Here is a 21,805-nt window from a genome sequence, read left to right on the forward strand (position 1 = left end):
CAAGTGCACGGGAAACGCGCGATCCCGTCCTGCAAGGGATCCAGCGACCGCGGCGGCCAGCCGGCAGAGTCAGGGGCTTTCCAGAAACGCCGCAGGCGGCACGAAGAACAGCGAACCGGTGACGGCGCGGCTGTAGTCGAGCAGGCGGTCGTAGTTGCCCGGCGGGTTGCCGACGAACATGTTCTGCAGCATCTGCTCGATCCGGCGCGGCGACCTGGCGTAGCCGATGAAATAGGTGCCGAACTCGCCCTTGCCGACGTCGCCGAACGGCATGTTGTCGCGCACGATGTCCAGCTCCTCGCCGTCCTCGACGATCGTGGTCAGCGCGTTGTGCGCGCAGCTCGGCTTCACCGCGTCGTCGAGCTCGACGTTGGAGAGCTTGGTGCGGCCGATGATCTTTTCCTGCGCCTCCACGGGGAGGCTATCCCAGCCCTTCAGGTCGTGCAGATACTTCTGCACGATCACGTAGCTGCCGCCGGCGAACGCCGCGTCCTCGTCGCCGATCACGGTGACGCCGGTCGCCTCCTGTCCCACGGGGTTCTCGGTGCCGTCGACGAAACCCAGCAAGTCGCGGTTGTCGAAATACTTGAAGCCATGCACCTCGTCCGCCACGGTGACGGCATCACCGAGCCGGGCCATGATCTGCATCGCCAGCTCGAAGCACACGTCCTTGCTCATGGCCCGGATATGGAAAAGGATGTCGCCCGGCGTGGCGACCGCGTGGTGCTTGCCGCGGATCTCGCGGAACGGGTGCAGCTCCTTCGGTCGCGGCGCCCCGAACAGCCGGTCCCAGGCTTCGGAACCGAACGCCGTCACGCAGGACAGCCGCCCCTCGAGGTCGCGGAAACCCACCGCGCGCAACAGCCCGGACAGGTCGCCGCAGAACGCCCGCACGGCGTCGCGATGTTCCGGCCCGGGATTCATCGTCACGACCAGGAAGATGGCCGCATGCGTGAGTGGGGTATCGACCGCTTGCGGCATGGAAGCTGGCACGCGCTGCTCCTCGCTGGCTCATGGTTTCGTGGCGGACAGTCTAGCCCGCGGATCGCCTGCAACGTGGTCGATGTCGCGAGGCGCACGCGCCGACAGGTTGCGGCTCGACTGACGGGAGCCATCGGTTTGACGCCAGGTGCGACACGGGCCGCTTGCGCGGCCCGTGTCCTGCCCGTCGCCGGGCCGTGAGGCGATGCCTGCCGGCGGTTCACCGGCAGACATCGGCGCGCTTCAGAGCGCGGCGTCCTTGAGCTTCTTCAGCGGACGCACCTTCACCTTCACTGTGGCCGGCTTGGCGGCGAACACCTGTTCCTGCTTGGTGAACGGGTTGATGCCGGTGCGCTTGGGCTTGGCCGGCACCTTCACGGCGTTGACCTTGAACAGACCCGGCAAGGTGAACTGGCCCGAACCCTTCTTGTGCAGGGAGCCGAGCACGACGTGCTCCAGCGAAGCGAGCACAGCCTTGACGTGCTTGGCTTCGACGCCAGCATGCTGGGCGATGTGGGAGATCAGGCCGGACTTGCTCAGCGTGTCGCTGATCGGCTTGACGGCAGCAGGAGCCTTCGGCGCCGGCTTGGCGGCCTTGGCAGGGGCTTTCTTGGCAGTGGTCTTGGTAGCCATGGGCATCCATCGTGGTTGAGTAAGGCACCGCCTCCAGCGAGGCGATGGCCATGCGGCATGCACAATCTACGCGAAATCCGGGGCTTTGGTGTAGTGCTTTGCAGCGCAAATCGCAGGGATGCGCCGGGAATCCCCGGCGCATCTTCAAAGCTCGCGCACCACGCGGAAGCCGACACGGCCACTGCGCACGCCCGCATCGGCGCCCTGCCGCCAGGCCGAGCGGGCCTGTTCGGGCGAGCTGCCCCAGGAGCCGCCGCGCAGCACGCGCACGCTGCAACCGGGATTGAGCCAGGCGCTGCCGTCGACGGGCGCGCGAATGTAGTTGTCATGCCAGCAATCGGCCACCCATTCGGAAACGTTGCCGCCCATGTCATACAGGCCGAATGGATTGGGCGCGAAGCTCATCACCGGCGCCGGACCCCAGTAGCCGTCGTCGTAGTCGCGGAACGCGTGGTTCCAGCGCCGGCCGCTGAGCGAACGGTCCCTCGATCCGGTGAGGTTTTCCACCTTGCGGTTCGGCGTGCCGTCGCCCCACCAGTAACTCGTGGTGGTACCGCCGCGCAGCGCATAGGCGAACTCGGCCTCGCTGGGCAGGCGGTATTTCTTGCCGGTGCGCTGGCTGAGCCAGTCGGCATAGGCCTTGGCATCGTTCCAGGAAATATTGACTACCGGCAGGTTGTCCTCGGCCTTGTGGCCGGCGTAATCGTCCTGCCAGGTGGCGTCGCTGTCATCGTGCATGGCGCCGCTGCGCTCGTCGTAGACGCTGGCACCGCCCTGCTTCACCGAATCGGGCACGTAGCCGCTCTCGCGCACGAACTCCCGGAACTGGCCCACGGTGATCGCGCTGCGCGACATCGCGAAGCCCTGGTCGATGCTGACCTTGTGTTGCGGCTGCTCGGCCGCGTTGCGGCTGTCGTCGTCGGCCGCGCCCATCATGAAGCTGCCGGTGGGAATCACCACCATCGCCGGCGACTGTCCCGGCAGGTCGACATAGCGGTCGCTGAACACCTGGCCGGGCTTGTGGCTGGCGTAGAGCTGCGCGTTGACGAGCTGCTGCTCGAACGCGGCAAGGCCGGCCAGTTGCGGACTGATCGCCTCCGCCTGTGCGGCGAGCTGCTTCGCCATCGCGAGGTTGCCGGCATCCAGCGCGGAATGCGCCTGGGTCAGCACGCCGCTGGCGCGCGCCGCGCGCATGTCGTCCACCCGCTGGCGCACGTCGTGCAGCTGCTGCGAACCGGGGCGGATCGCCTGCGCCTCGGCCAGCACCTTGTCGGCGCCGGCGAAATCGTTCTGCGCCACCGCGGCCAGCGCGCGATCCAGCACCACGCGCTGCACGTCGAGCACGCCCTGCTCGGCCACCGCGTTCTGCGGATCGAGCTGCTGCACCTGGCGGTAGATGTCCAGCGCGCTGTGGCCGACGGGCTCGTCCGCCTTGCCCTGCTGCAGCAGGCCGGCCGCCTGCGCCAGCAGCGGGCGCACGTCGGTGAGCGTCTTCAGCGCGGCCGAGAGGCGCGCCACGTCGTCCGCGCTGCCGGGCAGCTGCTGCAACGCCGCCAACTGGTCGCCCACGTCCTCGGCGTTGCCCAGCGCGAGGTCGCGCTCGATCTGCGCCACCAGCCGTGCATGCACATCGATCACGCCCTGTGCGGCGCGGCGGCTATCGGGTTTGTCCTTCACGGCCTGCAGGTAGAGTGCGGCGGCACTCTCCTTGTCGCCGCCCAGGTGGTTGGCGGCGAGCGCCTTGTCGGCACGCTCCAGCAGCGTACGCAGTCTCGGCGGATCAGGCGTCAGCTGCTTCGGCAGCTTCTCGTGTTCGCGGCTGAGCCGCGCGGCGATCACTGCGGTGGGCGCCAGGGTCAACGGGGGGCCGGCGTTCAGCTCCTCGGCGGCTGGTGCGTTGACCGTCGACACGCCGCCTGGCGCCGCCGCCGGCAGCGCCGGCACGCTGCGACGCACGACCTCACTCGGCTCGGCATGGAACAGGCGCGGAAAGAAGTGGTAGCCGAGCCCGAAGGCCAGCACGAGAATGCCGACCACGCCGCCGAGCGTGCGTTGGCGATGCAGCGTGGTGTTGCTCGGCATGCTTGGGCGTTCCCGGATCGGCCTGTTATCGTGCTCCGCTCACCTTATGTCACGACCGATGACGGAGCAATCCACGCTCCGCGATTCCGAGGAACCCGCATGCCCCTGCCCGACGTCACCGCCGACTGGATCGCCGACCGCGCCACGCTGCAAGCCTGGCTGGACGACGTGCCGGCGGATGCCGTGGTCGGGCTGGATACCGAATTCATGCGCCGCGACACCTTCCATCCGCAGCTCGCCCTGCTGCAGCTGGGGTGCCGTGGCCGCCACGCACTGGTCGATCCGCTGGCCTTCGCGATCGGCGATGCGCTGCAGCCCGGGCTGGGCACGGGCGACACCGTCACCGTGATGCACAGCGCCGGCGAGGACCTGGAAACGCTGGCGCCGATGCTGCCCGATGGCCCGCACACGCTGTTCGACACCCAGATCGCCGCCGCCTTCGCCGGCATGGGACTGGGCATCAGCTATCGCGCCCTGGTCGCGGAACTGTGCGGCGACGAGCTGGACAAGGGCGAGACCCGCTCGGACTGGATGCAGCGCCCGCTCACTGCTTCGCAGCGCAGCTACGCCACGCTCGACGTGGTGTACCTGGAATCCATCCACGCCCAGCTCGCCGAGCGCCTGCGCCAGCGCGACCGCAGCGCCTGGCATGCCGAGGACTGCGCGCGGCTGAAGCAGCGCGCCAGCCACCGCGAGGGCGACCCGCAGCCGCAGCGCGCGCTGCGTGGCGCCGCCGAATGGGCGCCCGCACAGCAGGCCCTGCTGCGCCGCATCCTGCTGTGGCGCGACCGCAGCGCGCGCACGCTGGACCGCCCGCGCCCCTGGCTGCTGGACGACGCGCTCGTCATGAGCCTGGCCCAGCAGCCACCCGCCAGCCTCGCCGAACTCGAACAGCGCGGCCGCGGCCAGCGCGCCCTGCGCAGCGCCCAGCGCGGCGAACTGTTCGCCCTGCTGCGCGATCCGGTCGAGGCGGAGGAGATCGCCGTCACCGCGTCCATTCCTGCCCACCCGCAAGGGGCGGCCAAGCAAGCCTTGAACGCGATGAAGGCCCTGGTCGACGAGCGCGCCGCCGAACTCGACCTGCCACCCGGCCTGCTTTGCCCGCGCAAGGTGCTGGAGGAATACGTGGTCACCCGCGAATGGCCGGACTTCCTCGACGGCTGGCGCTGCGAGGTGCTGCACGAGCGGCTGCCCGCCCTGCTGCCCGGCTGATCCTTCGCGGCGGAACCGCCCGGGGTCTTGGCGTGGCTGGTGGCCACTGCTAAGATGCACGACTCGCGTGGGGCGGTAGCTCAGCTGGGAGAGCGTCGCGTTCGCAATGCGAAGGTCGGGAGTTCGATCCTCCTCCGCTCCACCAATTTTTCCCAGTAAAAACAGCGCAATACGCTTTGCAGCGTCTTGCGCTGTTTTGCTTTTGATTGCATGGTTTCGCATTGCAATCCTCCCAAATTCCTCCCATCGCATCGACGTGTCGGCGCCGCCCGACCGGTTGCCGGTGCAAAACGTCGCTGCTAGATTGCAAGGCAATGCGGCCGGGTTCGATCCGGCGACTCTCGGGATGGAAGCAGCGCCACCCGCGGGTACGAAAGGATGCTCTGCTTGTCAGTGGCAGCAGCAATCGCCCCACCAGGCTCAAAAAAAGAGTCGAAGGCAAGCCCCTGGAAGATGATTGAGGCCAGGTCAGCAAGAGCGACGCCGGTGGGGAGTGGCAGTGCGAACAAGGGCACAACCCTGCCTTGCGTCCCCGGCCTTTGATGCCTTCGACCTTGGCTGCTGCGAACTCATTCGCACCACGCCTCCGGGCGTGGCACGAAGGAATTCGCCCCATGCGCAAGCAACCCAAACCAACCACCCTGCCGCTGATCGTCAGCGAAAGCCTGTGGACGATCGAGAATTTGGCTGCCTACATGCAAATCGCGGTGGCCACGATCTATTCCGACCTCACCCGCGCCCCCCACCGTGTCCCCCCGACCCTGCCCCGCCGCGGTCGCGCCAGTCTACGCTGGGATCCAGAGCAAACCCGCGCTTGGATCCGCGGCGAGGATGGCCAAAGCCAGAGCAGCCAGCAGATGACAGCCGCCAACCCGCACCCACCCCGCCGCTCAAAGCGTGGCCGCCCCACCAAGGCTGAGGCCGAGGCACGCCGAAAGCGCAGCGCCGAGTGGCCGGGCGACCCCTGCACTGACTGAATCACCAAGCAATGCGGGGCGCAAACGCCCCGCATTGCTGTTTCAACTGCGCAAAACGCTGCCTTTCGTCTGGAAAACAAAAGCTCAATTCTTGCCCGACACGTGCAAAATGCTGCCATTGCGCGAGCAAACGAGAGCCGAACACTGCCCCAGCACATGCAAAGCGATCCTTTTCGTCGAGCAAATAGAAGTTGAATTCTGCCCCAGTGCGTGCAAAGCACTGCCGCTGCTTCTTTTATGTAGCCATTTAAAAGCTTTTTGCCCCTACGCTTCGAAAATTACTCCTGTGGCTGGTGGTGCACTTGATCAGGGGTGGACGAAGGCTGGGAAGCCGGTGGGCAACACCTGTGGGCGGACTGTGGGCAACGCGCAGCGTTGTCCACGTGCCGTCCAGCAGGTTTGTCCACGGGACGAGCGAAGCGAGCCAGCCGGTGCGCGCAGCGCATCGTCCACGCCAAAGCATGCATCCATCCAAAGCTCTTTATTGGTTACAACATGCACGCGTGCGCGGTCCAAATCACGCTATCCCTAATTGCGCGTATGGCGCCCATCGTGATCAGCCCAATCGTCCATCGCGCCCGTGGCGCCATCCGGTATCAGCATCGAAGCCCGTGCCCTCAATTCGGGCAGGTTGATCGCAACCGGATTTTGGGTGGTCACATGCTACGTTACTCCAACCTTTCCGCCGTCATTCATATGACATCTATGGGGGTGTTCTTTGCACCTTCCTAAAGTTCTCGTTCGTTAAGGTCCCCATGACTCGCAATTCATGGGTGGGCACAACACTAGGCATCGTGATTCGTTTACGGATGGGTAGGCGCTGTTCATTGAATACAGTCCGGGCGAATTTGGGGTGCAGGGGCGGGTTCGGAGTAACGTAGCCCGGTTGGGCTGTGACCATTCGGCCAATAGCCTAAAGTGGGATGTGTACCACCCCGTGGCCAGCACGCGAATGACCCGTGTGATCAACGGGTTAGGCTGAGGGCAGCGCGGGGCACGATGGTGCCGCGACGTGTTCACGTAGAATTCGGAACCGACGCGACCGGCATGGTGCACATATGGTGTGCGTATAGTGCGCGATTGAAACGACATGGTGCGCACACGGTCTGTACATGGTGCGCACTCGCGTGCGGGCATGGTGCGCACATGGTGTGTGTACGGGCGCAGATGGTGCGCGCATGGTGCTCACTTGTTGCACAGATGGTGCGCAAGAAAGTGAGCCACTCCGGATTTGTCAGAAGCTGTTTGGCTTGAGTCACGTCACCTTGGGCAGCCGCGGCCTGTTGCCGAAGGCAAGCCGCTTCAGCTTCTGCTGCCACTCAGGTCCCGTCCGGCACCCAGATTCCTTCCTGTTGTGGCGCTCCATTTCGATGCGCTCATTGACTGAATGCAGAACGGATGTCAGGAAGCGATGTGTCGAAGGCATCGACTGAGCGGCGATGGCGTCTTCTTCCAAGGGCCTGCGCAGGCAGCCCTTCTCAAGGCCTGTGGCGACCTCTTTCTTGTAGTGCTCGCAGAACAGGTGTTCGATCTCTGCTGTTCGCTCCGAATCCTTGTCGGCCGTCAAGTCTTCCAGCGTTTGACGCATGGCGTTGAGGGCAGTCGCCGCGCGATTCACGCGCAGAACGTTTTCAGAGCATTCTTGTGCCTTCGCCGCACCGTCTGCCTGCAACGCTTGCATCTGCTCGCGCAGTTGATCGTTCGCGGCCTTCAGCTCGCGCGCCAGCTGCGGGAGCGAACTATCCTGGATGGCGCGCATGGCGTCGTCCTTGCGGCCGATGGCGCCCTCCAACGCCACGACGTGCGCCACGAGCTGGGCGATCTGCTGAGCTTGCTCGTTGACGGTCTGCTGTAGGCGCTCCTTGTCGGCGATGTGGGCTTTCATGTAGCCGTCCATCTTGAACAGCTCGCGGTTACCGCGACCGATGCCGTCGTTCCAACCAAGAAGGTAACCGTCCTGCTGACCGTCGCTGAAGCCTTGGTCATAGGCGCTGCCAGCCCTCTGATTGGCTCGCTGCAGATCTTCCCGCAGCCGGATCGCCTCGCCCTCTTTCCATCCTTCCAGGTAGGCTTCGTAGCCGCTCAGCAAGCCGCCACAGTTGCTGCCGTTAACGCCGCTCCCGATACCCATAGTCAACCATCCTCAAGGGAACCTCGAATGGCCCACTTGGAACGGTGTGAACGACAAACGCCGATCACACCGTTCGCGAACTCGGCGACGAGCGACTCTCTTCGAGACACCCGGAAGGAGCAGAATCCTCGCCTCTCAACTGGACTTCTTGAAACCGACGATCCAAAAGTCGGTGACCGGCGATCCCGCCTGCCAGCCAGTGTCGGCGATGATCTGCATGATCACGTCGTTGAACATGTTCGTTCCCGGCGGAATCGGCATTGTCATCGGCACGGCCAGCATCGGCGGGGTCGGGCCATCGCCGCGCACGTTTCCGGTGTTGCTTAGTGCCGAGGTTTGCTCGACAAACAAATGAAGGCCGGCTGCACCGTTGATCGCTGTGCCAAGCCCTCCTCGTGGGCACACGTAGAACTGCCGGACCCGTTCCGACTTCCTCGTGCCCCACCAGATCACCGCATCAGCCGTCCAGCAATCGGATCGCGACCAGTCTGTGAAGGTCAAGGCCACCCTGGGGAATGTCCCAGCACCGGTTCCGCCGTACGGGTGCTTGGTGAAGATGCCGGACAGTGCGGTCTGGGTGATCGGCACCCCGCTCGGTCCGGTCGCACTCGGTGCAGCTTCGGATGCATTCGATCCGCCGGAGGGTTCCGAGGGTTGCGCTGCCACAGGCGCTGCCTGAGGCGTCAACCCCGGGATATTCAGACGCAGCAGTGTCGACCCATCCTTCTGGGGCGTCGCCACGCATCCAGAAAGCAACATGGCGAGCGGCATTGCCACCATCAACAACGTGCTACATGACTTCATCCTTTTGTCCCCTGTGTAGATTGACGACCACGAGCCAGCACCTCGCAACCAACGTGGTTGCCCGTTGCGCGACGCCAGCGACCGGACTGCGGGCCAGACGCACTGAATGTTACGCATAGAGGTCAATCTATCGCAGTCATTAGGCAATTGTCACCTATAGTGCGTGCCCCTATAGAGCGTGGCCTGATAGTGAGGGCACCCCTAGCATCCCGACCTCCCAAGGAGTGAGCGATGCCGGCCGACCCTCGCGTGCAGTTCGGGCTCAAACTCATCGAAGTCCGTAAACGCCGCCACTGGTCGCAGGAGCGGCTGGCACTGGAGAGCGGCTTGGCACGTAGCTACTTGGGTGGTGTGGAGCGCGGAAAGCGCAACATCGCGTTGCTCAATATCGTCAAACTGGCCGAAGCGCTGCATGTTCCAGCTTCCCTGTTACTGGAGCCACCGTCAGTACAGCCCGATCAGTAGCCCCGATCCGAGGGCACCGCTTGACGCCAAGTATCACAGGCATCGACAGCAGCGAAGGCGTGATCGAAGTTGTTGCCGATTACACTTGGCTACTCGTGGCGGCGGCCTGCCAGTTGGGTTGACTGCAGTAGCGCCCAGGATGGGCACGATGCACGGGTGACTGACCGCCCTTGCCCTCAATCGATTCGGGAGGCTTCGTGGAATTGCGTCAGCATAGACCGCGCTTCCCGCGCGATTCCCGCTCAATGAAAATCCCGCGACCGCGCGCTCCGCGCACCCCACGTTGCCTACAGGTCGGCCAGTCAGTGCGCGATGAGATGGTAGCTATAAGTCAATGCGGATGCCGCGCTCAAACATAGGTTCGCTGCTGGCAGCCCAGGCCCGCCGGATGCGCCGGCCGGTTCGCCTCCAAGCGTCTAGTGTCGCCACTGTCGCTAGGGATCCAGCGCAGGCGTCGGTATGCGCACCAACGCCATGGCGCACCATTGCGCTTGCGCGCCGCGAGCAGCCAGATGACGAGGTACAGCATCAGGGCGATGTCGACGCCGTTCACGAGGGAGAATGGCATTTCCTGTTGATCCCTACTCCAGTCCACCTTGGGATCGGCACCCGGGCGCCGCAACTTGAACCGCGTGCGCCCCCCACTTACACCGCCAACCTCAAAGCTTCACACGTCTCCCCATCGGTGCGGGCCGTAGTGACCAGTTCGCACACCTTAAGACTTGGCCAGCCTGGCTGCCCGCGATAGATGCGCGCGAAAATGTGCTCACTCGACGACGTCAGCTGCCTGTGCGTCCCGAGTGGCACAGGCCAGCCCGACCAGCTCCTCACGTCGCCCGGCATCAGTGAGGTTTCCGAGCGAGCTCTTCCTTAGCCTCGATAAAATAGACTAATCACCACCATCTGCCTAAATGCCGAGGGGCTCGCAGAGCGCTCTGATCGCCCGGCGATGTCTCCGCGTTCGACGCAGCCCCTGAAAGTCTGCCGGGAGCCTCTCCCACTGCGTTCCAGCGCCTGGAACGGATCAGGGCACTGAGGTGCTCGAACATGATCGAGGCCAGAGTCTCGAAGCACGTAGCGCGACACCATCCAAAACGCGGCTCGGCGCCATGCGGGTGGACCCAAAGCCCTGACACACCAAGAAGGCGGCGCCATATGGGTACGCTCGTATGCGCGGCCGATGCTGGGGGCGGTGTCGGGCGTGCGGACCGGTCGCGGATGTGGATCGGCATCACCCTGGGCGATCGTTGGGAGGTGCAATGGTTCTTTCGATCGGCAGGCATGCGCCTAGCTCGATTGCATCCAAGTCAACTCGATGTCGTCCTTCACCACGTCATCGACTTCTTCCAACGGAATGCCGAGCAGTTCATTGATGCGGCCGTGGCGCATGCCGAAGAAGAGCCCGTCACGCCGATAAGTGGCGCTCCAGGTAATACGGTCGACGTTGGCATGGTCGTACTCGCCTTCATAAGTGAAACCGTTGGTGGTCTTGCCGGAAACGCTGGTCATGATGGTTGTTTTTGGAATGATGTCGTGGTCCAGCATGCTCCTTTATTGGGCCGCATGGGGAAGGCGTGCACTTGGGGTGCGTGCAGGAATCGATTCAGCGCAGCGCAACGAGATGAGATGCGGCCGCCGTGCGAGTTGAGCGGCATGCGATCGGACGCGATGGACTCTTGATGAGCACCGCGGGGGCGGTGCAGGCTGTTAGCGTTTGCCGGGCTCGGGCTCGTAAGGCGTGGCGCCATCGTCGTCCATGCGATCGGCCTCCTGGGCCTGGTGATCGATTTCACGCCGTTCGGCGGGGTCTGTCTTGGGCATAGGTGAGGCAAAGCCGCTCGTCTGCGGTGCCCATGGCCATACCACCGACGGGTGATGCTGCAAAGACCAGTGATCGTGCTGTTCGACATCGGTTGCGGCGGGGTGCGGTTCAAAGCTGAGCTTGTGGGGGAAGAAGTACAGCGCGTTGGTCTGGTTGAGGGCATACATTGTGATTGCCTTTGAGTGTGGACTTGTCCGCGGCAAGTCATAAGCGGGTGCTGGCCCGCGGCTCCGACACGGTCGGAGGGAACTCAGTGGCGTCGAAAGATGAGACGTAGTCTGAGGTGTCCGGAACGGACCCGAAAGCGCTCCGACGTACAAGCAACATGCGCTTGCCGCTGTTACGCGGCTGTAATGCGCAATCGCGCAATCGGTGGCTATCGCTATTCGTTGCTCACCATGTGCCTTGGCGTCCATGTGCACGGTTGCGGTTACAGCCGGCTAACAGCGGGCGGTGCACAGTGATCGCGCTGGCAGTAATTACTTTGCCGCCCGACGGCCCCGGCATGTGGCTGAGGCCAACGCCATGAACGCACATATCGAAATTCGCCCGCATCCCCCTTGGTATGTCCGCAGCTGGGTCGCGCGCCTCCACCGCCTGCTCAGGCAATCTGACGCGGAGGCAATGCGCGCCACCGCCGTACCGACGAGCCTGCGGCAGCGATTGCTGACGGCGCAGGATCTGAAGAAGAGCGAACAACGAAAGCGCATGCTCGCGCTGCTGCGAAGGGTGAAAAGTGAAAGCCGAAGCGAACCGGGTGATCCGCGCCTGCCGCATCACGTTACGCGCAGCTAACAACACCACGCACATGCTGCTTGGGCACTAGGAGGCACGCCGCTCCTATCATGCCTCAGCCTCGCGGTACTCTCCCTAACGCCACTGAGTACGTCCCCGGATCCAACCGGGGCTGCGGTTTCGGCCGCCCTGGATCTGCGCTTGCAGACCATCACTCATAGGCAACTCCATGAACAACACTGTCACCAACGTTCGTACCACCAATCTCATCGACTCGGCCGCTGCCAATGGCTCCTTCAAAACCCTGTGCAAGGCGCTGGATGCCGCCGAGCTGACCCAGGTGTTGAAGGGTGCTGGCCCTTACACCGTGTTCGCCCCCACCGACGAAGCCTTCGGCAAGCTGCCGCAAGGCACGCTGGACAACTGGCTCAAGCCGGAGAATAAGGCTGAGCTGATCTCGGTGCTGAAGTACCACATCCTTCCCGGCCGCGCGTCGGCCGCCGATGTGGGCACGTTCAGCCATCCTAAAATGATGCAGGGTCTGTCGACCCATATCGCCAAGGACGGTGACCGCTTCACCATCGACGGTGCCCATTTGGTTGGCACGGACATCGCCACGAGCAACGGCGTGATCCACGCGATCGATGCGGTGATCCAGCCGCCGAAGGCGGCCTTCAAGCACTGATCCACTGACGCAAGTCGATTCATCTGACGCGCACGGCGAGCGGATCGCTCGCCACACACTGTCAGCCATGCATCCGGAAGCCCGCCTTGTGCGGGCTTTTGCGTTGGTCCCCTGGCTGGACTGCCCCGCTACACGCGGCACGCGCTGCTGGTTGCGGCCCCCGGCGTTTCTCCCCGCGCAAGGCTATTGTGCGCGGCTTGCAGGCGGGGCGGGGGGCGTCGCTCCGTGGTGAAGCGTGCGGGAGCGGTGCACCTTCGATGGTTCAGATGGGCGGCGGGCTCTGCCGCTGCGCGATGGCGGTCACCAGCCGCGCCAGTTTCTCGGGGTTGCGCTGTACGTGGATGTGGGTGATGCGTTCGCCGTCGCTTTCGTAGGACTGGGCCGATTCCAGCTTGCCGTTGATGTAGCGCAGCACGGCGTACTGGCCGTTGATCATCGCCGGTTCGATGCGCAGCACATCCTTGTAGCGCTGGGTGGAGACGAACAGCAGCTGGGCGATGCGCTTGCCGCCGACCATCAGCTTGAGGAAGCTGGAGACGTGGCCGCCGCCGTCACCGACCAGCACCGTGGTGTCCGCCAGCATCGATTTCACGCCGGCGAAGTCGCCCTCCGCGCGGGTTTCGGCGAAGCGCCGCATCAGCTTCTGGTGGACCTCGCTCGGCGCCGCGCGCTGCGGGCGTTCCTGGCGCAGCTGCACCTGGCCCGATGCACGGTCCGGCAGGCGCGCTGGGATGAGGAGTGCCCGTCCATCGGGCAGTCATGGCGGCGCAACTGGCCGCGCCTGGTTCCCTTCTTCGACTACCCGCCGTAGATCCGCAAGGTGATCTACGCCACCAACCCCATCGAGTCGGTGAACTACGGCCGGCGCAGGCTGACCAAGCATCGCGGCGCCTTCCCCAGCGACGAGGCGCTGATCAAGCTGCTCTATCTGGCCCTGTGCAACATCAGCAAGCGGTGGACGTGCCGATCCGCGATTGGAAGGCCGCGCACAACCGCTTTACCATCCAGTTCGAGGAGCGCATCCCTCAGCGGTAAACCGAGCCCCGTTTACACAAAATTCTGCACATGCTCCCCCAAGAGGACGCCGCGATCCAATGTTGCCGCTTGACCACCCACGATAACACAGGCCAATCACTCTTCCGCCCAGAAATAACTTGGGCTACAGAAGATTCTGCGCATGCTCCAGGACGGGTGCTTCTCAACTGTCCGATAGAGGTAGAGTTACCACGAAATCGCTACCGCGACCTCGACCAGCGCTGTGCGCAACCACGCTGCCTCCATGTGTCTGCACCAGATCACGCACCACCGACAGGCCGATCCCTAGGCCACCGTTGGAATGCGGCAATGCGCCGGCATCCTGCACAAACAGGTCGAATATTGTCGGCAGGGCCTCGGCAGAAATGCCGATACCGTTGTCGCGCACGGTGACCACGGCATACGTATCCAGCAACACCAGCTCAAGCGAGATCTCGCCGTTCTCCGGCGTGTACTTGCTGGCATTGTCCAGCAGGTTGCTGAAGATCTGCGCCAACCGCATCGGGTCGCCGAACATGCAGATCGGCTCCGGCCGTATACACATGCTGAAATGCTGCTGACGAAGCTCCATGCCAGGGCGACATGACGCCGCCACCTGGTTGAGAATACTGCCCAGATCGATGTCGCTGCACTCGATTCGCAGCGTGCTGGTGCTCAGGCGCGAGGCGTCGAGCAGGTCGTCGATCAATCGGGTCATGCAGGTGACCTGGCCATTGATGATCGCCTGAAGTCGCTCGATCGGAATTTCGCCGGTGCTGTTGCGGTTAATCAGCAGGCCGGCGGCGATGCGCAGCGGAGTCAGCGGATTGCGCAATTCATGCGCCACGATCGCCATGTGCTTCAACTGCTGGCAGTGCGCCTCGGTCGCATCCGCCGCGGATTCCTGCGCTTTCAATGCGGCCAGCACCAGTTGTGCGTTGGCCTCGCGCAGATCCTGCAGCGATGGGCTTTGCTCCTGGAACCATGCTCCCCAATGGGGTTGGAAATCGCCCAACCCGGCGTGTTTGCGCCGGTACATGGCGGCATCGGCGTGATTGATGAGGGTAGCCGAGTCCTCGCCGTCATCCGGGTAGATGCTGATGCCCAGACTTGCCGAAAGCTTCAGCATCTCGCCCCCTACGCTGACAGGCGTGCTGAGCGCCATCAGCATGTCGACAGCGATCCGCTCTGCATCGGCGGCTGTCGCGATCGCCGGCAGCAGCACCAGGAACTCGTCGCCACCATAGCGGCACACGGAATCCGATTCGCGCAGCACCGATTGCAACGAGTGCGCCACGATTTGCAGCACCTCGTCGCCAACCGCATGCCCGAGGCGGTCATTGATGGGCTTGAAATGGTCGAGATCGACAAATACCAGCGCCAGGCGTCGCTTGTCGCGTCGGGCCATTAGCAGGGCGTGTTCCAGCCGATCCAGCATGAAGGCGCGGTTGAGCGTCCCGGTCACGGCATCGCGCTGGAAGGCCTCGGTCAAGGCAGCCAGATCGGCAACGGCCATGGCTGCGATGTCGTCAGCATGCAATGCCGCCAGCGCCAGCTTCTGGTTGGCTTCCTGCAATTGGATGGCGTGGCTCTTACTAAGGCCGCGGCGCGCATGGGAAAGTTTTCGCCGCAGTTCCACCAGTTCATGGCGCAGCCGGGCCGCCTTCTTTTCCAGCAGCGCTAGCGCGTGCGCCGTGGCGGCTTCGGTCGGTTTGGCCTGGTCGGTCATGGCAGTACTGGCGCGGCGCTCAACCATCGTCAGGACCGCTTCGCTGTCGAGGTCCAGGCTGGCTGCGCGTGGGGCTGCTTCCCAGTAGGCCTTCGTAGTTGGTCAGCATCTGGTCGATCTTGATGCCGTCGTCGTCGATGTGGAACAAGCGCAATTCGGTCGAGTGCATGCTGGCACGGATCTTGAGCACCGCCATCATGCGCTGCAGCCGGCTCTCCACCTCGATGTAGCGCTGGACAATGATTGCGTCGGTCAGGAAAGCCGTGCCGTAGGGGCTGAAGCGCAGTTCGGTGTAGCGGTCTTCAAGCTCGGAGGTCATCAGCACGGTGACGCCGGTGCTGGCCAATGCGGACACCATCCGCGCCAGTGCTTCGCGGAAGTCCTCACGGAAAGTGGGCGCCAGCGAGAGTTCAAAGCCCGACAGCGAGTCGATCACCACGCGGCTGGCCTTGAGCCGCTGCACTTCGGCGGTGAGCACCATGGCGACCTCGTCTACCGACAGACCCGGTGCGCTGGTATCGACCACGCCGATACGGCCGCTTTCGATCAATCCGGCTACTTGCTGGCCACGCGACTGCGTGGCGCGCTGCTCAAAGGCGGCAATCACGCCGGTTTCGCCGCGGCGCCCACCTTCGACCAGGAATGCCGCCGCCAGGATGCTTTTGCCCGACCCGGACGGGCCAGCCACCAGCAGCGAGTAGCCGCGCGGCAGGCCTCCGCCCATCATTGCGTCGAGTCCGGGCACGCCCATCGACAGTCGCTCCGTGGGCGGGGGATTGGAAAGATCCGCCGACACGTCGGCCACCGGCGGCGGCGCAAACACCTGCAGGCCAGCCATGCCGATGCGGAACGTATGCAAACCCGGTAGCGTGGACTGACCGCGCATCTTCAGGATGTCGAGCTTGCGCACCATCGAATTGCGCTGAACGCTCTGGCGCAACCAGATCAGACCATCGGCCACGGTGAATATCGGACTAGGGTCGCTGTCGCTGAAGTACTCCCCGATGAGGAAGGTGGTCGCTTGCCAGCTGGTCATCAGCATGCCCAGCTGCTGCACGAACTGCTGCAGGCTGATGAAGCCCTGGCCACCGCCCTGCCCGGCCAGGATCACCGAGCGGAACGAGTCGACAAACACCAGGGCGGGCCCGTGCGCTTCGACCTCGGCGACGATACGCGCAAGTACCCGGGTCAAGTCGCCGGTAGCGGTCTCTTCGGCAAGATTGACGAAGTGGATCGCGTGATTGACTTTGTCGTTGTCGAAAAAGTCGAACTGTTGCTGGTAGCGCAGCATCTTCAATGGCGGTTCGCCCAGCACGGTGAAGTACAGCGCCGGACGTGCAGGCGTGGCCAGCGCAAACATCATCTGGTGTGCCAGCGTGGTCTTGCCGCAGCCGGGTGGCCCTGCGATGACGTTGAACGAGAACTCCGGCAGGCCGCCGCCAAGCACCTCGTCCAGTCCGGGCACGCCGGTGCGCAACCGGTTGATGGTGGCTTTGGCAGTGGTCATGTCATGTTTTCCTGCGCGGCATCGCCGCTCGAGGGGTTTCCCATACGGGACGCAACAGCCGCTCGGTGAGCGATGCGCCAATCAGTGTGGTCAGTACGTTATGGAAGTTCTGCAGCAGCGCAGCATTCACCGCGATCGCTTCAATGCGGTCCTGTTGCGCCAGCACCGCCCCTAATGCCGGGAAGCCATCGAGGGGCAACGCGTTCTCGTCGATGGTCCGAAGGCATGGGTGCGCGGTACGCGTCAGATAAATACTGCGCTTGATCAGCGCGTCGACGCCGGACTGGCCGATGATCGGTGCCAATGCGTCGCCCACGTCATCCCAGATCGAGACGGCTATCTCTGCAATTCGTGCGGCATCGGCGCCCTCGGTTGCGAGATGCGCAAACATCGGCTGGATCCCTTGCGCTTCAGCTTGCATCGGTGATCCGTGAGTGTCCGCAGGTGCGGGCTTGCGCAGTCTACATCGTCCTAGTTGGCAGCGAGGGGCACCGGCAAACGACGTGAAATGGGTTCTGACCTGGCTTTGCGTATTCACCCAAGATCAGATGGCCAAACGAACCAGAGGGGGCGTGCCGGCCGCAATCGATCCACCACGTGCCCAATGTTCCGTGCGTCATCGCGTGCAGGAGTTTTCCCGCTCCCGGCCGTCGCAGTGACACAGGCAGACCAGGAGACGCATCCTGCAACCAGCCATGCGGACCGTTCAGGCGGAGGCGCTGATGCACCTCGCAACCCCAACCCGCCGCCCCGGTCATGCATCGTGGGGAGCAGAGACTGATGCATGCATCGTGGCAGTGCACGCCTCCCGATCAGGCAGGCTGCGCAGCGCGCCGCAACCTGTCGTGGAGCTATCGCCTGGACATCATGAACTCGGGTTCTTCGTGCTCCGCCCAATAGCCGTTGCGTCCATAGTGTTTGTAGATGTCCATCTCCAGCATGCGGTCTAGCTCCGCGGCCGAGTCGTACGGTGGCGCACCTTTCACCGCCTGACGGCGGAGATTGACGGCGACCGTGTTCTCCGCCCAGCTCACGTGCCGGATCCATTCGGGCACGATCAGAACCAGGTGCCCGCTCCACCAATGGCTCGTCTCCACGACGATGTACCGGATGGCCCAGGTGTCTTCTTCGACGAGCAGGCCCTGCACGTGTCCGATGTCGCCGTCGGTCGCCTTGATGTGATAACCCAGTATCTCCTGGCAACTACGCAGGTGTGGATCGTCACGATCCGTCCTAGATCCCAATCCCATTCCATTGAGCGGTTCGCGACGGCCGGCACGTGGTCTGTCATGGACCATCGCCCTCATCGAGGACGGGGAGGTGCCCATTCCCCAAAGCCCGCTGCCACCCCAGTAATGCGGATAGCCGAAATAACCGAGATGGTCCATTTCATGCTGCCGGGAAACAGGCTTGTCGGTATCGATACTTGGGCTGTTCCGCACCTGTTCCTTGGTGATCGACACCGGCAGTACCTTCCCGGCCCAGTCGGGGCGATCGACCGCGATGGGCGAGATCAGCACCTTCCGGTTCGAGAGCCAGTTTCCGGTGTCCACCACCAGATAGCGGATCACCCACGCCTGGTCGTCGAAATAGAAATCCTTGACATGACCAAGGTCGCCGTCCGTTGCGCGGATGGCATAGCTTTCCAGGTCGCTCATGCTGCGTAACATAGATTTCTCCTGCGTGGCCGAGGACCGACAGACATCAGCGCCTTCAAGAAGGAGGAGCGTCTGGCGTCAGCACTGTTCCGGTGGAAAATCTTCCGGACTTGGCAGCTTGCATGACAGGCCATGGAAACCCGGATCGAGTCACGATTTCCGCCAGGCGATGGTCCGTCCTTCCAAGCTTCGCCACAGATTGACCTGCCATCCCTACCCGGGTCGGTGCGACAGCGCACGCAGGGCCGCGATGAAAGCCTCATGCACGCTCCCACCATCTCTCCGGAAACTTCGGCGAGGTAACGGCACGCTGCCTTTCCGGATTCAGCGCAATGCGTGTCGGGTCAGCAACGCCTCGGCGCGCTTGCAGACGTTGTCGACGGTGAAACCGTATTCGCGCAGCAACACGTCGGCCGGTGCGGAGGCGCCGAAGCGCTCCACGCCGAGCATGTCGCCGTGCGCGCCGATGTAGCGTTCCCAGCCTTGCCGCACACCCAGCTCCACTGCCAGCCGCGCGCCGACGGATGGTGGCAGCACCGCGTCGCGCGCGGCCTGCGGCAGCGCCTCGAACAGCTCCCAGCTCGGCATCGACACGCAGCGCACGGCGATGCCCTGCGCCCGCAGGCGTTCCGCCGCGGCCACGATCAGGCTCACCTCGGAACCGCTGGCGATCAGGATCAGGTCCGGCTTGCCGTCGGGCGCATCGCTCAGCGCGTAGGCGCCGTGGCGCAGGCCGTCCGCCGACGCATAGCGTTTGCGGTCGAGCGTGGGCAGCACCTGCCGCGTCAGCACCAGCACCACTGGGCGGTCGCGCGTCTCCACCGCCACCTTCCAGGCCGCGGCGGTTTCGTTGGCGTCGCAGGGCCGGATCACGGTGAGCCCGGGGATCGCGCGCAGGTTCGCCAGCTGTTCCACCGGCTGGTGGGTGGGGCCGTCCTCGCCCAGCGCGATGCTGTCGTGGGTGAACACATTGACGGCGTGCAGGCCCATCAATGCGGCCAGGCGCATCGGCGGGCGCATGTAGTCGGAGAAGATCAGGAAGGTCGCGGTGAACGGGATGAAGCCGCCGTGCGCGGCCAGGCCGTTGGCGATGGCGCCCATCGCGTGCTCGCGCACGCCGAAATGCAGGTTGCGCCCGGCACGGCTCCAGCCGCCGCCGTCGGAACCTTGCTGATCCTCGCCCTGCGGTGGCGGCGGGTTGAAATCGCCCTGCCCCTTCAGCGCGGTCTTGGTGGATGGATCGAGATCGGCCGAGCCGCCGCACAGCGCGGGCAGCGACGGCGCGATCGCATTCATCACCTTGCCGGCGGCATCGCGCGTGGCCAACCCCTTGGCGTCGACGGGAAACGCCGGCATGTCCCTGTCCCAGCCCGGCGGCAACTCGTCGCGCAGGCGGCCCTGCAGCTCGCGCGCCAGCTCGGGAAAAACCTTGGCATAGGCGGCCACGCGCTCGTTCCAGGCCGCTTCGTGCTGCGCACCGCGCTGTACCGCCTCGCGGAAATGGGCGAGCGCCGCATCAGGAATCAGGAAAGCCGGCTCGGTGGGCCAGCCCAGCTTCTGCTTGGTCGCGCGCACGTCGTCCACGCCCAGCGGCGAACCATGTGCCTTGAAGCTGTCCTGTTCGGGCGAACCGTAACCGAGATGCGTGCGCACCAGGATCAGCGAAGGCCGTGCCGTTTCCGCGCGCGCGGCCTTCAGGGCGGCGTCGATCGCGGCGAGGTCGTTGCCGTCCGTCACCCTTACCGTGCGCCAGCCGTAGGCTTCGAAGCGTGCGGCACGATCCTCGGAGAAGGTGATGTCAGTACCGGCGGACAGGGTCACGTGGTTGTCGTCGTACAGGCAGGTGAGCTTGCCCAGTTGCAGGTGTCCGGCCAGCGAGGCGGCTTCGGAGGCCACGCCTTCCATCAGGTCGCCGTCGCTGACGAGGGCATAGGTGTGGTGGTCGATCACCGCGTGACCGGGCCGGTTGTAGCGCGCCGCCAGTTGCGCCTCGGCCATCGCCATGCCGACCGCGTTGGCCATGCCCTGCCCCAGCGGCCCGGTGGTGGTTTCCACGCCCGGCGTGTGGCCGCGTTCGGGATGCCCGGGCGCCTTGCTGTCCCATTGGCGGAACTGCTTGATGTCGTCCAGCGAAAGGTCGTAACCGGTCAGGTACAGCAGGCTGTACAGCAGCGCCGAGCCGTGGCCGGCCGAAAGTACGAAGCGGTCGCGGTCGACCCAGCCCGGGTTGTGCGGGTTGCATTTCAGCCAGCGCGTCCACAGCGCATAGGCCATCGGCGCCGCGCCCAGCGGCAGGCCGGGATGACCGCTGTCGGCCTTCTGCACCATGTCCACCGACAGGAAGCGGATGGTGTTGACGCATTGCTGGTCGAGTTCGGCGGACATGGCTTGCTTCCTGGTGGCGGGATTTGTCGCGGCATTGCGGGCAGCGTGTCGCGCTTCCTTGAGGGCGCCCGATGAAGGAGGGCGCCCGATGAAGACTTGTATCCGTGGTGTCAGCACCCGACGTGGCGAGGCGGACGTGCAGACACAGCTACAGCCCAAGTCCAAGCCCGCCACCGCGCACTCCCGTGCAAGGCGGTTCCGAACTCGGCGACAAAACTTCACCGCGCACACTCTGTGTCGTCTGTGCGCGAACGAACGGATCATCCGCGGATTTTCTGCGTAAATGACCTGACCCGATATTCGACGCGCTCAAACCAATCGCGGCGATTGGGTTGAAAACAACGGCGGCAAGTAGATGCCGCGCCGCCGTCTTGCCCCCGTGCATCAGGTCGATGCAATGCAATAACCGCCTTGCAGTAGCCGTGCCTTCGAAACGACCTGCCTCTGGACAGCACGTACGCAGACATATGCCACTGTCACCGTTTGCGGCATCCCCGCAAGCATGGCATTCACGAAGGAGTACGTCATGAAAACGAAATTGGCCATGGCCGTTTGCGCGGCCCTGTTGATGACCAGTGTGGCAATGGCATCCCAATCCGACGGCCACGACAACAACGGCCACCACCAGAGCAGTTCGGTCATGCATGACCGGGGCGCGCATGAAGGCTGGTACAAGAAAGGTGGCGTCATGCCCAATGATTACCGCAACAACCGCTATGTCGTGTCGGACTGGCGTTCCGAGCACCTGCGTGAGCCGCCGCAAGGGTACCACTGGGTACGCAGCGACAATGGCGATTTCCTGCTCGTTGCCGTGACCACCGGCGTGATCAGCAGCATTCTGCTGAGTCATTGATCCCCCCATAGGTGGCAAGCGATCACATGAAAAGGCGGGCCCGTGCATGCCTGGAGCCGCCTTGACGTACCGTCGGCCTTCTCTGCAATGACATTGGATACCGAGATCATGCCGGTCATTCAGTGTTGACCC

The 21,805-nt window shown here is 64.1% G+C and carries 20 protein-coding genes, 1 tRNA gene and 1 pseudogene; 8 read left to right on the top strand and 14 right to left on the bottom strand.

Annotation, left to right across the window (positions count from 1 at the left end):
• Positions 1-69: 69 nt before the first annotated feature.
• The 3 genes from ABQJ54_RS14070 to ABQJ54_RS14080 all read right to left on the bottom strand — a co-directional run bounded on the left by ABQJ54_RS14070 (position 70) and on the right by ABQJ54_RS14080 (position 3,696).
• Positions 70-993 carry a Dyp-type peroxidase gene (locus ABQJ54_RS14070; protein WP_367854948.1) on the bottom strand — a complete coding sequence of 308 codons (924 nt, stop codon included), beginning with the start codon at positions 991-993 and terminating at the stop codon, positions 70-72.
• A 231-nt stretch (positions 994-1,224) separates the two neighbouring features.
• Entirely contained in the window at positions 1,225-1,614 is a 390-nt protein-coding gene (locus ABQJ54_RS14075) for an HU family DNA-binding protein (protein ID WP_437343362.1), read from the bottom strand.
• A 144-nt stretch (positions 1,615-1,758) separates the two neighbouring features.
• Positions 1,759-3,696: an SUMF1/EgtB/PvdO family nonheme iron enzyme gene (locus ABQJ54_RS14080; RefSeq protein WP_367854950.1), complete on the bottom strand. Its 1,938-nt coding sequence runs from the start codon at positions 3,694-3,696 to the stop codon at positions 1,759-1,761.
• A gap of 99 nt (positions 3,697-3,795) precedes the next feature.
• Between ABQJ54_RS14080 and ABQJ54_RS14085 the strand changes: the two genes are divergently transcribed.
• The 3 genes from ABQJ54_RS14085 to ABQJ54_RS14095 all read left to right on the top strand — a co-directional run bounded on the left by ABQJ54_RS14085 (position 3,796) and on the right by ABQJ54_RS14095 (position 5,885).
• Positions 3,796-4,908, top strand: a complete 1,113-nt coding sequence (locus ABQJ54_RS14085; RefSeq protein WP_367854951.1) for a ribonuclease D — start codon at positions 3,796-3,798, stop codon at positions 4,906-4,908.
• 69 nt (positions 4,909-4,977) lie between these two features.
• Positions 4,978-5,053, top strand: a tRNA-Ala gene (locus tag ABQJ54_RS14090).
• A gap of 469 nt (positions 5,054-5,522) precedes the next feature.
• Complete coding sequence (locus tag ABQJ54_RS14095; protein WP_367854952.1) at positions 5,523-5,885, top strand: hypothetical protein; 363 nt, start codon at positions 5,523-5,525, stop codon at positions 5,883-5,885.
• Between the two features lie 1,255 nt (positions 5,886-7,140).
• Here the strand turns inward: ABQJ54_RS14095 and ABQJ54_RS14100 are convergent.
• Both ABQJ54_RS14100 and ABQJ54_RS14105 read right to left on the bottom strand, forming a co-directional pair.
• Complete coding sequence (locus tag ABQJ54_RS14100) at positions 7,141-8,016, bottom strand: hypothetical protein (protein WP_367854953.1); 876 nt, start codon at positions 8,014-8,016, stop codon at positions 7,141-7,143.
• A 135-nt stretch (positions 8,017-8,151) separates the two neighbouring features.
• Positions 8,152-8,820 (bottom strand): hypothetical protein, encoded by a 669-nt coding sequence (locus tag ABQJ54_RS14105; protein ID WP_367854954.1) that lies wholly within the window; start codon positions 8,818-8,820, stop codon positions 8,152-8,154.
• 231 nt (positions 8,821-9,051) lie between these two features.
• On the opposite strand from ABQJ54_RS14105, the gene ABQJ54_RS14110 reads away from it, so the two are divergent.
• A complete protein-coding gene (locus ABQJ54_RS14110; RefSeq protein WP_367854955.1) occupies positions 9,052-9,285 on the top strand; it encodes a helix-turn-helix domain-containing protein in 234 nt (77 codons plus the stop codon).
• A 349-nt stretch (positions 9,286-9,634) separates the two neighbouring features.
• Here the strand turns inward: ABQJ54_RS14110 and ABQJ54_RS14115 are convergent, their stop codons facing one another.
• The 3 genes from ABQJ54_RS14115 to ABQJ54_RS14125 all read right to left on the bottom strand — a co-directional run bounded on the left by ABQJ54_RS14115 (position 9,635) and on the right by ABQJ54_RS14125 (position 11,274).
• A complete protein-coding gene (locus tag ABQJ54_RS14115; RefSeq protein WP_367854956.1) occupies positions 9,635-9,853 on the bottom strand; it encodes a hypothetical protein in 219 nt (72 codons plus the stop codon).
• A gap of 719 nt (positions 9,854-10,572) precedes the next feature.
• Positions 10,573-10,830: a TonB-dependent receptor gene (locus ABQJ54_RS14120; RefSeq protein WP_367854957.1), complete on the bottom strand. Its 258-nt coding sequence runs from the start codon at positions 10,828-10,830 to the stop codon at positions 10,573-10,575.
• 162 nt (positions 10,831-10,992) lie between these two features.
• On the bottom strand, positions 10,993-11,274 hold the full coding sequence (locus tag ABQJ54_RS14125) for a hypothetical protein (RefSeq protein WP_367854958.1): 282 nt from the start codon (positions 11,272-11,274) through the stop codon (positions 10,993-10,995).
• 358 nt (positions 11,275-11,632) lie between these two features.
• On the opposite strand from ABQJ54_RS14125, the gene ABQJ54_RS14130 reads away from it, so the two are divergent.
• Positions 11,633-11,902, top strand: a complete 270-nt coding sequence (locus ABQJ54_RS14130; RefSeq protein ID WP_367854959.1) for a hypothetical protein — start codon at positions 11,633-11,635, stop codon at positions 11,900-11,902.
• A 169-nt stretch (positions 11,903-12,071) separates the two neighbouring features.
• Positions 12,072-12,527, top strand: coding sequence for a fasciclin domain-containing protein (locus tag ABQJ54_RS14135; protein ID WP_367854960.1), 456 nt, complete (start codon positions 12,072-12,074; stop codon positions 12,525-12,527).
• Positions 12,528-12,789: 262 nt separating this feature from the next.
• Here ABQJ54_RS14135 and ABQJ54_RS14140 read toward each other — a convergent pair whose 3' ends face one another.
• A complete protein-coding gene (locus ABQJ54_RS14140) occupies positions 12,790-13,224 on the bottom strand; it encodes a sigma-70 family RNA polymerase sigma factor family protein (protein ID WP_367855366.1) in 435 nt (144 codons plus the stop codon).
• A 48-nt stretch (positions 13,225-13,272) separates the two neighbouring features.
• Here ABQJ54_RS14140 and ABQJ54_RS14145 point away from each other — a divergent pair.
• Positions 13,273-13,562 (top strand): annotated as a pseudogene (locus ABQJ54_RS14145) (transposase); the annotation flags it as partial.
• A 163-nt stretch (positions 13,563-13,725) separates the two neighbouring features.
• Here ABQJ54_RS14145 and ABQJ54_RS14150 read toward each other — a convergent pair.
• The 5 genes from ABQJ54_RS14150 to tkt form a co-directional block, all read right to left on the bottom strand.
• Positions 13,726-15,270: a diguanylate cyclase domain-containing protein gene (locus tag ABQJ54_RS14150; protein WP_367854961.1), complete on the bottom strand. Its 1,545-nt coding sequence runs from the start codon at positions 15,268-15,270 to the stop codon at positions 13,726-13,728.
• 19 nt (positions 15,271-15,289) lie between these two features.
• On the bottom strand, positions 15,290-16,777 hold the full coding sequence (locus ABQJ54_RS14155; RefSeq protein WP_367854962.1) for an ATPase domain-containing protein: 1,488 nt from the start codon (positions 16,775-16,777) through the stop codon (positions 15,290-15,292).
• Position 16,778: 1 nt separating this feature from the next.
• Positions 16,779-17,198: a hypothetical protein gene (locus ABQJ54_RS14160; RefSeq protein WP_367854963.1), complete on the bottom strand. Its 420-nt coding sequence runs from the start codon at positions 17,196-17,198 to the stop codon at positions 16,779-16,781.
• A 430-nt stretch (positions 17,199-17,628) separates the two neighbouring features.
• Positions 17,629-18,435: a PRC-barrel domain-containing protein gene (locus ABQJ54_RS14165; protein ID WP_367854964.1), complete on the bottom strand. Its 807-nt coding sequence runs from the start codon at positions 18,433-18,435 to the stop codon at positions 17,629-17,631.
• Positions 18,436-18,759: 324 nt separating this feature from the next.
• Positions 18,760-20,820: a transketolase gene (tkt, locus tag ABQJ54_RS14170; protein ID WP_367854965.1), complete on the bottom strand. Its 2,061-nt coding sequence runs from the start codon at positions 20,818-20,820 to the stop codon at positions 18,760-18,762.
• Between the two features lie 526 nt (positions 20,821-21,346).
• Between tkt and ABQJ54_RS14175 the strand changes: the two genes are divergently transcribed.
• Positions 21,347-21,673 carry an RcnB family protein gene (locus ABQJ54_RS14175; RefSeq protein WP_367854966.1) on the top strand — a complete coding sequence of 109 codons (327 nt, stop codon included), beginning with the start codon at positions 21,347-21,349 and terminating at the stop codon, positions 21,671-21,673.
• Positions 21,674-21,805 lie beyond the last annotated feature (132 nt).

Source organism: Rhodanobacter lycopersici (assembly GCF_040812335.1).
GTDB classification, from domain to species: Bacteria; Pseudomonadota; Gammaproteobacteria; order Xanthomonadales; family Rhodanobacteraceae; genus Rhodanobacter_A; species Rhodanobacter_A lycopersici.

Excerpts from the sequence above, each read along its gene's own strand:
- ABQJ54_RS14165 (WP_367854964.1), bottom strand. The coding sequence starts at position 18,435 with ATGAGCGACCTGGAAAGCTATGCCATCCGCGCAACGGACGGCGACCTT.
- ABQJ54_RS14175 (WP_367854966.1), top strand. The coding sequence starts at position 21,347 with ATGAAAACGAAATTGGCCATGGCCGTTTGCGCGGCCCTGTTGATGACC.
- ABQJ54_RS14160 (WP_367854963.1), bottom strand. The coding sequence starts at position 17,198 with ATGCAAGCTGAAGCGCAAGGGATCCAGCCGATGTTTGCGCATCTCGCA.
- ABQJ54_RS14110 (WP_367854955.1), top strand. The coding sequence starts at position 9,052 with ATGCCGGCCGACCCTCGCGTGCAGTTCGGGCTCAAACTCATCGAAGTC.
- ABQJ54_RS14130 (WP_367854959.1), top strand. The coding sequence starts at position 11,633 with ATGAACGCACATATCGAAATTCGCCCGCATCCCCCTTGGTATGTCCGC.
- ABQJ54_RS14105 (WP_367854954.1), bottom strand. The coding sequence starts at position 8,820 with ATGAAGTCATGTAGCACGTTGTTGATGGTGGCAATGCCGCTCGCCATG.
- ABQJ54_RS14075 (WP_437343362.1), bottom strand. The coding sequence starts at position 1,614 with ATGGCTACCAAGACCACTGCCAAGAAAGCCCCTGCCAAGGCCGCCAAG.
- tkt (WP_367854965.1), bottom strand. The coding sequence starts at position 20,820 with ATGTCCGCCGAACTCGACCAGCAATGCGTCAACACCATCCGCTTCCTG.
- ABQJ54_RS14155 (WP_367854962.1), bottom strand. The coding sequence starts at position 16,777 with ATGACCACTGCCAAAGCCACCATCAACCGGTTGCGCACCGGCGTGCCC.
- ABQJ54_RS14085 (WP_367854951.1), top strand. The coding sequence starts at position 3,796 with ATGCCCCTGCCCGACGTCACCGCCGACTGGATCGCCGACCGCGCCACG.
- ABQJ54_RS14135 (WP_367854960.1), top strand. The coding sequence starts at position 12,072 with ATGAACAACACTGTCACCAACGTTCGTACCACCAATCTCATCGACTCG.
- ABQJ54_RS14115 (WP_367854956.1), bottom strand. The coding sequence starts at position 9,853 with ATGCCATTCTCCCTCGTGAACGGCGTCGACATCGCCCTGATGCTGTAC.
- ABQJ54_RS14080 (WP_367854950.1), bottom strand. The coding sequence starts at position 3,696 with ATGCCGAGCAACACCACGCTGCATCGCCAACGCACGCTCGGCGGCGTG.
- ABQJ54_RS14095 (WP_367854952.1), top strand. The coding sequence starts at position 5,523 with ATGCGCAAGCAACCCAAACCAACCACCCTGCCGCTGATCGTCAGCGAA.
- ABQJ54_RS14125 (WP_367854958.1), bottom strand. The coding sequence starts at position 11,274 with ATGTATGCCCTCAACCAGACCAACGCGCTGTACTTCTTCCCCCACAAG.
- ABQJ54_RS14120 (WP_367854957.1), bottom strand. The coding sequence starts at position 10,830 with ATGCTGGACCACGACATCATTCCAAAAACAACCATCATGACCAGCGTT.
- ABQJ54_RS14150 (WP_367854961.1), bottom strand. The coding sequence starts at position 15,270 with ATGACCGACCAGGCCAAACCGACCGAAGCCGCCACGGCGCACGCGCTA.
- ABQJ54_RS14100 (WP_367854953.1), bottom strand. The coding sequence starts at position 8,016 with ATGGGTATCGGGAGCGGCGTTAACGGCAGCAACTGTGGCGGCTTGCTG.